The sequence below is a fragment of the Pseudomonas sp. S2_C03 genome (assembly GCF_054668405.1).
This window is the reverse complement of record NZ_CP162766.1, coordinates 1,777,758-1,792,352: the sequence shown is the minus strand read 5'-3', so window position 1 is coordinate 1,792,352 and position 14,595 is coordinate 1,777,758. Positions and strand designations below refer to the sequence as shown.

9 protein-coding genes are annotated in these 14,595 nt (G+C 62.8%); 5 read left to right on the top strand and 4 right to left on the bottom strand.

Annotation, left to right across the window (positions count from 1 at the left end; translation table 11 throughout):
* Window positions 1-295: 295 nt before the first annotated feature.
* The 3 genes from AB4N64_RS08170 to ydiJ form a co-directional block, all read right to left on the bottom strand.
* Window positions 296-1,450, bottom strand: coding sequence for a DUF1624 domain-containing protein (locus tag AB4N64_RS08170; RefSeq protein WP_460123976.1), 1,155 nt, complete (start codon window positions 1,448-1,450; stop codon window positions 296-298).
* Between the two features lie 198 nt (window positions 1,451-1,648).
* Window positions 1,649-2,560, bottom strand: a complete 912-nt coding sequence (locus AB4N64_RS08165) for a hypothetical protein (protein ID WP_460123973.1) — start codon at window positions 2,558-2,560, stop codon at window positions 1,649-1,651.
* A 239-nt stretch (window positions 2,561-2,799) separates the two neighbouring features.
* The gene (ydiJ, locus tag AB4N64_RS08160; protein ID WP_460123970.1) at window positions 2,800-5,823 is read right to left on the bottom strand and encodes a D-2-hydroxyglutarate dehydrogenase YdiJ; all 3,024 of its coding nucleotides are present in this window, start codon (window positions 5,821-5,823) and stop codon (window positions 2,800-2,802) included.
* 145 nt (window positions 5,824-5,968) lie between these two features.
* Here ydiJ and AB4N64_RS08155 point away from each other — a divergent pair, with 145 nt between their 5' ends.
* A complete protein-coding gene (locus AB4N64_RS08155) occupies window positions 5,969-6,853 on the top strand; it encodes a LysR substrate-binding domain-containing protein (RefSeq protein WP_460123967.1) in 885 nt (294 codons plus the stop codon).
* 33 nt (window positions 6,854-6,886) lie between these two features.
* On the opposite strand, the gene AB4N64_RS08150 is transcribed toward AB4N64_RS08155, so the two are convergent.
* Window positions 6,887-9,109 carry a TonB-dependent receptor gene (locus tag AB4N64_RS08150; protein ID WP_460123965.1) on the bottom strand — a complete coding sequence of 741 codons (2,223 nt, stop codon included), beginning with the start codon at window positions 9,107-9,109 and terminating at the stop codon, window positions 6,887-6,889.
* Between the two features lie 220 nt (window positions 9,110-9,329).
* On the opposite strand from AB4N64_RS08150, the gene AB4N64_RS08145 reads away from it, so the two are divergent.
* The 4 genes from AB4N64_RS08145 to AB4N64_RS08130 all read left to right on the top strand — a co-directional run bounded on the left by AB4N64_RS08145 (window position 9,330) and on the right by AB4N64_RS08130 (window position 14,582).
* The gene (locus AB4N64_RS08145) at window positions 9,330-10,544 is read left to right on the top strand and encodes an MFS transporter (RefSeq protein WP_460123962.1); all 1,215 of its coding nucleotides are present in this window, start codon (window positions 9,330-9,332) and stop codon (window positions 10,542-10,544) included.
* 72 nt (window positions 10,545-10,616) lie between these two features.
* A complete protein-coding gene (locus AB4N64_RS08140) occupies window positions 10,617-11,132 on the top strand; it encodes a sigma-70 family RNA polymerase sigma factor (protein WP_460123960.1) in 516 nt (171 codons plus the stop codon).
* Complete coding sequence (locus tag AB4N64_RS08135) at window positions 11,133-12,110, top strand: FecR domain-containing protein (RefSeq protein WP_460123957.1); 978 nt, start codon at window positions 11,133-11,135, stop codon at window positions 12,108-12,110. It abuts the gene before it with no gap.
* A gap of 96 nt (window positions 12,111-12,206) precedes the next feature.
* A complete protein-coding gene (locus tag AB4N64_RS08130; protein ID WP_460123954.1) occupies window positions 12,207-14,582 on the top strand; it encodes a TonB-dependent siderophore receptor in 2,376 nt (791 codons plus the stop codon).
* Window positions 14,583-14,595 lie beyond the last annotated feature (13 nt).

Here is a 14,595-nt window from a genome sequence, read left to right as displayed (position 1 = left end):
TTGCGGTTCCAGGCGTCTTTGCCTGTTCTTTTGCGGTGTTGAGCCCAGACAGCTATGCCTGATCCACCGATGTTGCCCTTGTTTCGATCGTCGTTGACCAAGCGGGCTGCCCACTCGACTGCGTTTGTGGTGGGCCTGCCAGGTGTATTGCAGTGTTTGTGCCAGATTCCTTCGAGCGTGGCCAAACGCCCCGATTTACGGGCACTTGGGCGTCAGCTCTCCAATCCCTCTCGCCCTAGAGTTTTGCCTTCGCATAGTGCAACGCACAGCAATGGGGCTTTATAAAAGTGCACGGTCAAAGGTATTTGAGCCAGGCAAGGTCACGACGGCGCGCCTTCAATGCGGCAAAGGCCTTGACCGGTGGATACAGGGCGACGGCCAGCAACAACGCGGTCAACCACACCGCACCTATCGAGCTGAAGCCAAACCAGTTGCCCTGGTTCAGGCCGAACAGCGCGACCGCAATGAGGTACAGCACTTTCAGCGCATACAGGTGCAACAGGTAGAAGAACATCGGCGCCGAACCGAACACCGCCAGCGGGCGCAACCAGGGGCGTTGTCGTTCAAACCACAGGAGCAGCAAGCAACCGACGCTGAGGGTCAAGGTCAGGAACAACAATGACGGCGGGTATTTGGTGATGTTCAAAAAACTCATCAGCGTTTGCACGGACGACTCGCCCACGCTCCAGGATTTTTCGCCATAGCCGTTGAGCAAACGCAGGGCAACGAACCCGGCCAGACCGACGACACCACTGATCAGCAATGCGCGTTGCCGTGCGCCGACATCGGCCATTTTCCCGAACCACGGCCCCATGGCGTAGCCGAGGCCGATCACGCCGATCCACGGCAACAGCGGATAGGAGGTGCGCAGGCGCAGGCCATCGGTCAATTCGATCCAACCGCGATCATGCAAGATTGCCCAGGGTATGTGCATGGCCGATTCAACCGGGAAATGCAGCGTGTCCAACAGGTTGTGCCCGGCGATGATCACAACGCTCAGGAGCAACAAGACCGGGCGCGGCAGCCAGACCAGTGCCGACAACGCGATCATGCTCAGGCCGATGGCCCAGATCACTTGCAGGTAAATGACGCTTGGCGGCAGCTGGAAGGTCCAGGCGAAATTGACCAGGGTGAATTCGAGCACCACCAGAAACAGCCCGCGGTTGAACAGGAAACGACAGACGTCGCCCTTGCCCGCGTACTTCTCGCCGGACAGCCATGCCGACAGGCCAGTGAGCAGCACGAACACCGGGGCACACAGGTGCGCCAGGGTGCGACTCAAGAACAACGCGGGTTCAGTCGTGGCAACGCTCATGGGATCACCCACCTGATGGTGCAGGAAGAAGGTTTCGCGCACGTGATCGAGCAGCATGAACAGAATCACCAGGCCTCTGAGTGCATCGATGCTCAGGAGCCGGACGACGGTTGAACGCGGTGGTGCCGGAGTCATGGGGTATTCGCATTACAGGAACGGGGGCGAGCACCTTATATTGTTACCCTATAACATCTCAAGCATTTCCGAAGCCTTCTGTAGGAGCGAGCTGGCTCGCGATGGCATCAATCCCGCCGACATCAACGCTGACTGCCCCACCGCTATCGCGAGCAAGCTCGCTCCTACAGGGGGCCGGGCCGCTCACAGAATGTGTGTTTAGCCCAAATCCCTGTGGGAGCGTTGGTAGGGTTCGATGAAGTGACAGCCCAGGACATCGTTCAAGCGTTTGGCATCGCTCATCCGGCGAAATAATCCGGGGGTCTGCCAGGGCGCATCTCCGTCGATGTTCGGCGCGCCGAGCCCGGCGAGGACGTCGGCGATCAACACCGAACGGGTTTCGAACGAGATACGCGTCAGCCCCGTACTGTTGCCGACACCGGCGTGGGCGTGCGCGCCGGAAAAGGCGATCAGGCTGCCCGGCTCGATTTGCACCGCAATGCCCTCTTGCCCATCGATCGGCTCCAGCAAATGCGGGATGGCCTCATCGGCATCCACCGTGTTGCGCCCGTCCTGGTGGGAGCGCTGGAGAATGGCGCGCATATCGAAATCGGCGCTGGAATTGCGCAACGCTCGTTGCCAGAGGTCGGGATAAATCGCAAATGTGCGCCCGGCCGTGATCGGATAGATCGGAGCCCACCAGTTAGTTTGCGCGTACAGGTTCGAGCCCCAGGTGTCTCGGTGGAATGCGATGGTTGCCGTCACTCGTGCCCGTGAGGCACGCGCATCAGTTTCGCGGTGCGGCTGGAAGCGCAGGTGCAATCGGTCGCAGGCCAGTGCCTGCGCCTCAAGGCCCAGGCTTTCGATGACCGCTCGCCACAGCCCCTGAATCTCGCGAGAACCGGCAAAGGTGGCCTGGCATTTGGCGAACAGCACGGTCTGTTGTTCGTGGTTCAGATGGCGATGGATGTGGGTCGGCGGCCAGGGATGCAGCGCTTCTTCAAGCATTGCCCGGGTGTGCTCGACCAAGGTGGCCATGGCAGGCGCATCGTTGATACGCAGGATCTCACCGGCATAGAGACGATCATGAAATCGGCGAGCGGAGCCTGGAACAGCGAACGGGCTGTACATGCGCGGGTTTCCCTGGAGAGACACCCCTCGACTTTAGAAGCGAGCCGGCCGTGGCGACAGTAGCAGGCTGGATAAAAAAATGCGGATCAGTGGATCCGGACCCGGCACACCCACCTGTAGGAGCGAGCATGCTCGCGATGGTCGTCAACGATAACGCTGGGTGCCTGATACCCCACGGTGTTCTTGATTCCATCGCGAGCATGCTCGCTCCTACAGAGGAGTGGTGTGCTCAGGTTCGGTTAGCCCCGCCCGCAATACTCCAGCAACGCTTCCAGCGGATGGCGCAATTGCTTGTCTGCCTGGCGCTTGACCTGGCTGCGGCAGGAGTAGCCGGTTGCCAGGGCCTCGCCGGGTTTGTCCAGCTTGCCGGCCCAGGACTGCTCGAAGATGGTTCGCGAGGTTTCCTGGTTGCGGGCTTCATGGCCGTAGGTGCCGGACATGCCGCAGCAGCCCGTCGCCTCGCTGACCAGTTTCAACCCGAGCTTGGCGAACACCGCCTGCCACTGCCCGGTACTGGCCGGGGCGTTGGTTTTCTCGGTGCAGTGGGCCAGCAAGCGGAACGTCTGGCCGTCAGGACGCGGGTTGTCCGGCAGCGCATCCAGCAACCACTCCTGGGGCAGCAGCACTGTCGGGCAGTCTTCCAGACCCGGCACTTTCTGATATTCCTGGCGATAGACCAGGGTCATCGCCGGGTCCAGGCCCACCAGCGGCACGCCGCAGTCAGCCAACGCCTTGAGTTGATTGGCATTGCGGATCGCCGCCTTGGCGAAGGCGCCGAGGAAGCCCTGAACATGCAATGGCTTGCCATTGGCGCTGTAGGGCGCCAGGAACACCCGATAGCCCAGTTGATGGGCCAACTGGATGAAGTTCGCCAGCAGGGGCGTTTCGAAGTAACGGGTGAAGGCATCCTGCACCAGCACCACGCTGCGTTCGCGTTGCTCGGCCGTCAGTTCGCGCAGGGCCGGCACGCTGGCCACCGCCACCTTGCATCGGGTCAGCGTTTTTTGCAGGTCGAAGCGATGCAACAACGGACTGTCGAGCATGCCGACGTGGCGCTCGAGCAAGCGCGTGATCCATTTCGACCCCATCACCGCGTTGTACAGGCCCGGTGCATAGGCCATGTAAGGGATGGTGAATTCCAGCGAGCCAATCAGGTAATCGCGCAGCGGGCGTTGATAACGGCCGTGGTACAACTCCAGGAAACGCGAACGAAATTCCGGCACGTTGACCTTGATCGGACACTGTCCGGCACAGGACTTACAGGCCAGGCAGCCCGCCATCGCGTCGTAGACTTCATGGGAGAAGTCCGCCTCGTCACGGGAGCGCGCCAGGTTGTTGCGCAACCGCGTTGGCAAGCCACTGAGCCACGACACCTTGCTGCGTGCAGCCGCCAGCACGTCGATATTGGCCGCGCCTTGCAGACGCAGCCACTCACGGATCAACGACGCCCTGCCCTTCGGCGAATGCTGGCGTTCACGGGTGGCTTTCCACGATGGACACATCGCGTCGTTGGGGTCGTAGTTGTAGCAGGCGCCGTTGCCGTTGCAGTGCACGGCGCTGCCAAAACTCTGCCAGACCCGCTCGTCGATCTGCCGGTCCATATCACCGCGCAAGGTCACTTCGTTGACCTTGAGCAAGCTGTGTTTGGCATCCGGCGGCGTGCAGATCTTGCCGGGGTTGAGCTGGTTGTGCGGGTCGAACGCGCCCTTGAGCCTTTGCAACGCCGGGTACAGCTCGCCGAAAAATGCCGGGACGTATTCGGAGCGTAACCCCTTGCCGTGCTCGCCCCACAGCAAGCCGCCGTAACGCTGGGTCAACTCGGCCACGGCATCGGAGATCGGCTTGACCAGCGCGGCCTGGGCCGGGTCTTTCATGTCCAGCGCCGGGCGCACGTGCAACACCCCGGCGTCGACGTGGCCGAACATGCCGTAGGCCAGGCCATGGCTGTCGAGCAAGGCACGGAACTCGGCGATGTAGTCGGCCAGTTTCTCCGGCGGCACGGCGGTGTCTTCCACGAACGGCTGCGGGCGTACCTCGCCCTCGACGTTGCCCAACAGCCCCACCGAACGCTTGCGCATGGTGTAAACGCGGGTGACCGCTTCGGCGCCTTCGGCCAGGGTGTGGCCAAGACGCTCGATGGTCTTGTCCGCTTGCAGGTGCTCAACGAATGCCGCCACGTCCGCGTTGACCTGCGCCACGTCTTCGCCGCTGAATTCCACCAGGTTGATGCCCAGGGTGGCGCGCTCGGCGTCGCTGGGAAAATACTCGGCGACGCTGTGCCAGACGATGTCCTTCATCGCCAGCAGCAGCACCTTGGAGTCCACGGTTTCAATCGACAGCGGCTTGTGCGCCAGCAGCGCGTTGGCGTCGCGCAGCGCGTCCATGAAGCTGCTGTAGCGCACGTTCACCAACACTGAATACTTGGGAATCGGCAGCACGTTGAGCTTGGCTTCGACGATGTAGCCCAACGAGCCTTCGGCGCCACACAGCACGCTGTTGAGGTTGAACCGGCCCTGCTCGTCCCGCAGGTGCGCCAGGTCGTAACCGGTCAGGCAACGGTTGAGTTTGGGAAACACCGACTCGATCAGGTCCGCCTGGGTTTCCTGGATCTGCCGCGCCGTGCGATACACCTCACCGATGCGTCCTTGCTGGGCGCACACGGCCTCCAGTTCCGCTTCGCTGAGCGGCTGGCTGTGCAGACGCTCGCCCCCGAGGAGCACGCTGTCGAGCTCCAGCACGTGATCGCGGGTCTTGCCATAGGTGCAGCTGCCCTGCCCGCTGGCGTCGGTGTTGATCATGCCGCCCACGGTGGCGCGGTTGGAGGTCGACAGCTCCGGGGCAAAAAACAGGCCGTGTGGCTTGAGTGCAGCATTGAGCTGGTCTTTGACCACGCCCGCCTGCACGCGCACCCAACGCTCTTCAACGTTGATTTCGAGCACGGCGTTCATGTGACGCGACAGGTCGACGACGATGCCATCGGTGAGCGACTGACCGTTGGTCCCGGTGCCGCCGCCCCGTGGCGTAAGCTTGATCTGCTGGAAACGCGGTTCGGCCATCAGCGTGGCGATGCGCACGATGTCGTCGGCGTCCAGCGGAAACACCGCCGCTTGCGGCAGGCGCTGGTAGATCGAGTTGTCGGTGGCCAGCACGGTACGGGTGGCGTAGTCGGCGCTGAGCTGGCCGCGAAAGCCGCTGGCTTGCAGGGCCTGGAGGAATTCCGGGTAGTGCTGCGCGGGGGACGCGGTCGTCAGCTGGGCGATCATGGCGGTGGTCTCTTCACGGAAATTTCATGATACTTGTCGCCTGAGCATTAATAGATAAGCCTCAGGTCGTTATAGACACCAATGATCCCGCAGGCTCGGTCACGGAACAAACGGATATTTCTGCCGCTATCGATGAGTTTTATGAATGAATTACCGCCACCTCACGCCATCGATGTCGCTGCTGCTGGCTTTTGAAGCCGCCGCGCGCCATGAAAGCTACACCCGCGCCGCCATGGAACTGTCGCTGACCCAAAGCGCGGTCAGCCGCCAGGTACAGGCGCTGGAGCAGCAACTGGGCCTGACCCTGTTCCGCCGCGAAGGCCGCCAGGTGCAATTGACCGATGTCGGCCGGCTGTATCAACGGGAAATGAGCGAAGCGCTCGGGCGCATTCGCAGCGCGACGTTGCAGGCCATGGCGTATCAGTCCGGCAGCGGCACCCTGCGACTGGCCACCCTGCCGACCTTCGGCTCGAAATGGCTGCTGCCGCGCCTGCATGATTTCTACAAGAACCATCCCGGCATGCTGGTGCACATCCATTCGCGGATCGACACCATCGACTTCGAATCCAGCGGCATCGATGCGGCCATCGTCGTCGGTTCCAGCGACTTGCCCGGCCTGATCAGCCATCGACTGCACACCGAAGAACTGCTGGTGGTCATCTCCCCGCAGGCCGCCGCTGCCCAGCAGGACTGGTCGGCTGCGCGCATCGGCGAGCAGACCCTGCTCAATGTCGCCACCAACGCCAACGTCTGGGGCGAGTGGTTCAGCCATCACCACCTGCCCCACCGCCTGATGCGCCTGGGACCGAGCTTCGAACTGACCTCGCACCTGATCCAGGCGGTCAGGGCCGGCATCGGCATCGGCCTGGTGCCGCGCATCCTGGTCAGCGACGAACTGGCCAACGGCGAGCTGATCAGCCTGGACCAGCCCTTCGCCAGCCAGCGCAGCTATTACCTGGCCTACCCGCCACGCAACGAAATGCTGCCGTCGCTGGTGGCGTTCCGTTCGTGGTTGCTGGCGCAGATTTGAACGAACAAGCCTGAAGCCACCGCCTGACCTTGCTCAGAAATCCACCGTCGCCGACAACTGCAACGTACGCGGATACCCCTGGGAGAACGCCCCATACGAGGCCACGCCCGACCAGTATTCGCGGTCGAAGACGTTTTGCACGGTGGCGCGGAACGTCGTTGGCCGGCCTTCGATCTTGGTGGCGTAGCGCGCGCCGGCGTCGATGCGGGTCCAGGCATCCAGTTCCTGGGTGTTGGCCTGGTTGACGTATTGGCTGTCGGTGTAGATGGCGCCGCCGGTCAGGGTGAAGCCTTCCAGCCATGGGGTGTCCCATTCGGCCCAGAGGTTGGCCTGGATGTCGGGCACGCCCACCGGTTTGTTGCCGCGGTTGGCCGCAGTGGCCGAGTCCGTCAGTTCGCCGTCAAGGAAGGTCACGCCCCCCATCAGGCGGGTGCCGGGTGCCACTTCGCCGAATACGCTGAGTTCGACGCCACGGTTGCGCTGTTCGGCCTGCACCGAAAACACATTGTTCGCACCCACTTCGCCGCTCGGTTTTTCGATCTGGAACAGGGCCAGGGTGGTCATGAACGTACCGTGCTCATACTTCACACCCACTTCGTGTTGCTTGGACTCATAAGGGGCAAAGGTTTCACCGGCGTTGGCCGCCGTGCCGGGGGCGATGTCGCCTTTGCTCAGGCCTTCGACGTAGTTGTAGTACAGCGACACGTCTTCCCACGGTTTGACCACCACGCCCACCAACGGCGTTGTGGCGCTGTCGTCATACCGCGAACTGACTGAGCCGGCGGCGTTGTAGTTACGCGACTCGATGTCCTGGCGGCGCACACCGAGCGTCAACTGGATGCGGTCGTCCAACATGCCCAGGGTGTCGGTGAACGCCACGCCGGACAGTTCCGATTCGGAAACGCGCAGCACCTTCGGCGCCGCGAGGTACTGTTTGGGCGCGTCCACCGGGTGGTAGAAGTTGGAACGGATGTCGGTACCGTTGGTGATGCCCCGGGACAGTTCATCCTGATAACGGGTGGCCATCAGCGTCGTGGTATGGGTTACCGGGCCGGTGGCGAAGAGCCCGCGAAGGCCAACGTCGGCGGTCGAACGATCGACGTTGAATTTGTAGTAACCGGGGATATTACTGGTGTCGGCTGCATCGTTGAGAATGCGAGGCACCTGGTCGGACAAGCGTTTGACATCCGACTTGCCGCCACCGGCGTGGGCGAAGACGGTCAGGTTGTCGTTCAGATCATATTCGCCGCCGAGCAAGGCCGACTGCTCTTTGGTGTCGGACCAGCCCCACTTCTGCGAGACGTTGGTGCGACCGTTGGCGGCGGAAGGCACCTCGACCCCCGGCGCGATGGTGAAGGGCCGTGATGCGCCATCGAATTTTTCGCTCTGGCTGATGAAATCCAGGTTCAGGCGCAAGCGCTCGCCCTGATAATCCAGGGCGATGGCGCCGATGTTCACCGCTCGCTCCTGGTCATCCACAGCGGTATCGCCGCCCTGCAAACTGCCGTTGAAGCGCACGCCAAACTGGTTCTCGTCGCCGAAGCGGCGGCTGACATCCAGATGGCCGCCGACGTTGGAGTCCGACTCATAGCTGGCGGTAAAGCGGGTCAGGTCTTCGGCCAGCGGGCGCTTGGGCACGATATTGATCACACCGCCCACCCCGCTGTTGGGCGAGATGCCGTACATCAAGGCACCCGGCCCCTTGAGCACTTCGACACGTTCGGTGTACTGCGTAAAGGCGCGGTAGTTGGGCGCGACGCCATACACGCCGTCGTAGGCGAGTTCGCCCAGGTTGCCTTCGCCGATGGCAAAGCCACGAATGAAGAAGGAGTCAACGATACCGCCGGTTTGCCCGGTGGAACGTACCGAAGGATCGCGTTGCAGGGCGTCGGCCACGGTCACCGTTTGCAGGTCGGCCAGGGTCTTGGCGGTGTAGCTGGTCACGCTGAACGGCGTGTCCATCACATCTTTGTTGCCCATCATGCCCAGGCGCGCACCCCGTGCCACCTGGCCGCCGGTGAACTCTGCGGGCAGCGCGGTCGGCCCAGCGTAGCGGGCGTTGATGTTGGTGGTGTCCAGGGTCAGGTTCGGCGTGTCGCTCGACGTACCGACCGAAGGATTTTCCGGCTTGCCCGAGGGCTCGGCCGTGGCGGCCCAGGCGCTGGTGCTTGCGGCTATCAGGGCTACATTGAGCAAGGCGGCGCGGATGGCGAGCGTGAGGGCGCGCTCGGCGAAAGGTCGACTGGCAACAGGCATGGCGTGAGGTTCCTTGGAGCTAGGAAATGGGAATCACTCCTAATGCCAGCCAGCTCGAAAAAAGTATCACCCTGCTTCGATTTTTCCTCGCGGGCTTCACAGGATGGGTTTATCCGGTTGCGGCAATCGCCGGAGCCGGGTCAAATGCACGCCGTTTGGCCGGGTGATGCGAGGTTGTTCTGCCGCTCCCCCGCTCCCGTTCGACTAGCGAGGTTGTCCCATGCCCAACGCCGGTGTCATTCAGGGCTCGAGCGTCAGAGTCCTGATTTATCTGCTGTTCGCGATCCAGTTGGTTTCCATGGGCGCGATGGAAATGAGCGGACCGTTCTGGCCGGTGCACCTGCGCGGCTTGACGGACTCGGCCTCGTTTTTCAGCTTCGCCAGCATCGCCGTGTACGTCGGCCCCATGCTGGGCATCATGCTGACCAGCGCATTCTGGGGCCGCATCGGCGATCGCTACGGTCACAAGCTGATGATGATCCGCGCCCTCGCCGGCTTGTCCCTGACGCAACTGGGCCTGGCCTTTGCCAGCGACATCTGGGTGATCCTGGTGCTGCGATTCCTGCAAGGCGCGTTCGCCGGTTATATCGCCCCGGCCCAGGCCTACGGCGTGAGTATCGAGGCACCGACTCGCCGCGCCAGGCTGTTCGCGATCCTGCAAATTTCGACCAACGTCGGGTCGTTGCTGGGGGCCGTCGTCGGCGGGCTGATCCTCGACTACGCGACGTTCTTCTGGATCAACCTGATCGCCTCGATCCTGTGCGCCCTCTGCACGGTGATCGCTGCCGTGACGCTACCGGACGTGCCACCGGTGAAGAAAACCGCTGCCACCACCCGGCAATCACACGACCTTGCCTGGCGCCGCTCTCCGATGCTGTCGTTGCTGGGGGTCATGGGCATTCTGCTGTTGGCGCGGATGCTGCCGCAGACGTCGTTTTCGCTGTACGTCAGCTCGACGTTCGAGGTCAGAAACTCGGTCGTCGGCCTGTGTTATGGCCTGTTCGCGCTGGGTTTCATCCTTTGCGCAACGGCGTGGTCGCGCTATTTCGAGCACCGCACCGCACAAGACTCACTGCTGCGCATCCGCTACGTGGTGATCGGGTGCATCGCCCTGACCGCGCTGATCGGCGTGACCCGCAACGCCTCCGTATTTGTCATGGCGTACTTCGCCTGGGGCGTATTGCTGGGCGCGACCACACCGGTACTGATGGCACTGATCTCGAAAACCACAGACAGCTCGCAACAGGGTTACGTGCTGGGAATTGCCCAGAGCATCTCGCAGTTCGCCTCGATTGCCGGCATCTGCGCCGGTGGCTTGCTCAGCCAGATCTACGGTTTGCAATACACCTACCTGTTCGTCTGCGCCGCCTACCTGATCGCACTGCTGCCCATCGTGGCGTTGCGCGCCCGGCCACTGCGGATAGCGGGCGAGTGATCGCACTTGCTTTCCCGGTAGCGAGTCAACTAGCATTGGGAATACTTCTCAATTACAAGTCAGCCTGGCGCCATGAGCGAAACCCTTCCCACGAATCACGATCAGCACCTGCGTGCGATTGAGGCCCTGTACAGTGGCCATCACGGCTGGCTGTACGCGACGTTGAAACGAAAACTGGGCAACGCGATGGATGCGGCCGACCTGGCGCAGGACACCTTCGCGCGCATCCTCGCGTCCCAGGTCACCGTGATCGAACAGCCGCGTGCCTACCTCAGCTGCGTGGCCAAGGGCATCCTGATCAACTGGTACCAGCGCAAGGCACTCGAACGCGCCTACCTCGATGCCCTCGACAACCTGCCGCCGCAAGAAGCACCTTCGCCGGAAACCCATTTCGTGGTCCTGGAGACCCTGCATGAAATCGACGCGATGCTTGATGCCTTGCCGCCGCTGGTCAAACGAGCGTTCCTGCTGTCGCAGCTCAATGGCCTGAAATATCAGGACATCGCCGATCAACTGGACGTATCGCTGATCACCGTCAAGCGCTACATGAAGCAGGCATTCGTGCAGTGCCTGATGCTGGTGGAATGAATGCTCATCCTGCGCAAGGACCCGCCGCTGCCCCCCGAAGTGCTCGAAGAAGCCGCCGAATGGCTGATGCGCCTGAGCGAAAACGACCTGAGCGACAGCGAACGCACCGAGTGGGAACGCTGGAAGATCAGCAGCCCCGAGCGTGACCGTGCCTGGGCTCGGGCGCAGTTGCTGCAAAGCAAACTGGGCGGTCTGCCGCCGTCGCTGGCGATGTCGGCGCTGGATCGACCGAGCAACCCGGAACGCCGTGCGGCCCTCGGCAAGCTGGCGCTGTTGCTGGCGGTGATGCCGGTCGGCTGGGGCAGTTGGAAACTGGCGCAGTCGCAGCAGTGGACGGCCGACTATCGCACCGCCGTCGGCGAACGACGCGAGTGGACCCTGGCCGATGGCTCTCGCATCACCTTGAACACCGATTCCGCCGTCGATGTGCTGTTCGACAGCCAGCAGCGCCTGATTCGCCTGCGCGAAGGCGAGATCCTGGTGCAGACCGCCACGGACAACTCATCGTTGGCCCGGCCCTTCCTGGTCAGCACCGCGCAAGGCCACATGCAGGCCTTGGGCACGCGCTTCATCGTCCGCCAATTGAGCCCGTTCACCCACCTCGCGGTCATGGAAGGCGCCGTCAAAGTGGTGCTGGCCGATAACCGTCAGGCCGAGTCCCTGATCGTCAATGCCGGCCAGCGCATGGCATTCACCGCCCAAGCCTTTGGCAGGGTGAACACCGCAGACCGGAATGCCAGCGCCTGGACCCAGGGCATGCTGATGGCGGACAAGATGCGCCTGGCGGATTTCGTCGCTGAGCTCACCCGCTATCGCCACGGTTTTGTCAGGTACGACCCGGCGCTTGCCGATCTGCGCATTTCCGGCGCGTTTCCGATCAGCGACACCCAGCGCACCTTGAACATGCTGGTGCAAACCTACCCGGTCACCGCCACCGCTCACCTGCGAGGGTACTGGGTCACTTTGTCTCCGGCCTGAGCCTCCAAAAAAATCTGCCGCTGGCTGATACTTTTTTCGATCTCGGCTGGCCTGTACAGAAACCTCCATTGCCTCTCGCCACAGGGTCATCCATCCATGCCTGTCATTTGCCGCGCGCTGCTGAGCCTGACCCTGATCAGCGCTGCCTGCCCGTCGGCGATGGCAGCCGCGCCGACGCAACTCGATTCGGTCGTGGTCCATGCCTACAACATCGCCCCCGGACCTCTCGGCGCAACGCTGTCGAGCTTCGCCGTGGACGCCGGCATCGCCCTGTCGTTCGAACCTTCGCTCACGGAGGGCCTGATCAGTCCGGGGCTGACCGGCTCTTGCTCGACGCGCGAAGCAGTGACCCGGTTACTCGCCGGCAGCGGTCTGGACATGGTCTTGCGCAGCGACGGCAGCTACACGCTGGTGGAACGCCGGGTCACCCTCGACGAAACCACCATCGACGGCATCGACACACGCAGTGACAGCCTGCCGCCGGTGTATCCAGGCGGTCAGGTGGCGACCGGCAGCCGTCTGGGCATGCTCGGCAACACCGACGTGATGGATGCGCCGTTCAGTGTCAGCACCTACACCGCCGCCCTGATCAAGGACCAACAGGCAACGACCGTGGGTGATGTGCTGGAGCGTGACTCATCGGTGCGCTCCACCGGCCAGACCGGTGGCATCGTCGACTCGTTCTTCATCCGGGGGTTTCCCGTCGGTGAAGGCAATCTGGGCGAACTGGCCTTCGACGGCGTCTATGGCGTGGCCTCCAACTACCGGGTGTTCACCGAATACGCCGAACGCATCGAAGTGGTCAAGGGGCCCGGCGCGCTGCTCTACGGCATGTCGCCCAACAGTGCCGTGGGCGGCGTGATCAACGTGGTGCCCAAGCGTTCTCTCGATGAAGACCTGACCCGATTCACCGCCAGTTACGCCCAGGACGCCCAACTCGGCGGTCACCTGGACCTCAGCCGACGTTTTGGCGAGGAACGTCGCTTCGGTGTGCGCCTCAACGGCAGCGTGCAGCAAGGTGACACGGTGATCGATGATCAGAACCGCGAGGTCGGCGTCGGCGCGCTGGCCCTGGATTATCAAGGGGATCGCCTGCGCACCAGCCTGGACCTGGTGAGCCAGGAAGAGCAGTTTGACGCCGCGTCCCGACCGTTCCTGATCGCGTCGGGCGTGCAAATCCCTTCCGCCGCCAACGGCCGGACCAACGTCAGCCAGGACTGGGGCTGGTCCAGGACCCGCGACAAGTCGGCCCTGCTCAGCGGTGAATACGACCTCAACGATCAATTGACGGTGTTCGCCCATGCCGGCGGCGGCCAGTCGAAGGTCGCACGCATGTCCGACCAGACCCCCACCATCATCAACGCCGCAGGCGATACCTCGTCGATCCCCGGTTATTACAAGTTCGAAGTCCGGCGCTACACGGTCGACGCCGGTGCGCGGCTGCGCTTCGACACCGGTCCCGTGAGCCACAGCACCGCCCTGCAAGTGACGCGTTATCGCGATGAGTTATCCCGGGGCATTTTGTCCGGGCCTGCGGTGCTGTCGAACATTTACCACCCGATCCATCGCCCCAAACCCGCGATCGCCGAGCCGGCCACGCCCAAAGTGTCGGCGACCGAGTTGTCCGGCATCGCCTTGGCCGACACCCTGTCGATACTCGACCAGCGCGTGCAAGTGACCCTGGGCCTGCGCAAGCAGAACATCCAGTCCCACAACTACAACGCCGCCGGTGCGGTCACTTCAGCCTATGACGATGGCAAGACCACGCCGTTGTTCGGGGCCGTGCTGCGACCCTGGGACCACGTGTCGTTCTACTACAACTACATCGAGGGCCTTAGCAAGGGGGACGTCGCCCCCAGCAACGCCTCGAACGCCGGCGAAATCTTTGCCCCCTACGTGTCGCGCCAGCAGGAGGTCGGGGTCAAGCTCGACTACGGCAGTTTCATGTCGAGCCTGGCGCTGTTCCAGATCAAGAAGCCCAGTGGCGAGTTGTCTTCCGGGGTGTTCGCCGTCCAGGGTGAACAGCGCAATCGCGGCGTGGAACTGAACATGTCGGGCGAGATAGCCCAAGGCACGCGCCTGCTCGGTGGCGTCACGCTGTTGGACGGGGAACTGACCAAGACCAGCGTCGCGGCCAATCGCGGCAACACTCCGGTGGGCGTGCCCGACGTGCAAGCCAACCTCTGGGCCGAATGGGACACACCCTGGACCGAAGGGCTGACGCTCACCAGCGGCGCGATCTACACCGCCAGCCAGTACGTCAACCAGGCCAACACCCAGGAACTGGACCCGTGGACGCGCATCGATGTCGGCGCTCGATACACCACGCGTATTGCCCAGCGACCCACGACGTTTCGCGCCACGGTGCAAAACGTTTTCGACCGTGAGTATTGGTCGGGGGTCGCCTCCTACGGCGCGTTTTCCCAGGGGTCACCACGCACCCTGCTCCTGTCGGCCACGGTCGATTTCTGACACATGCAAAGGC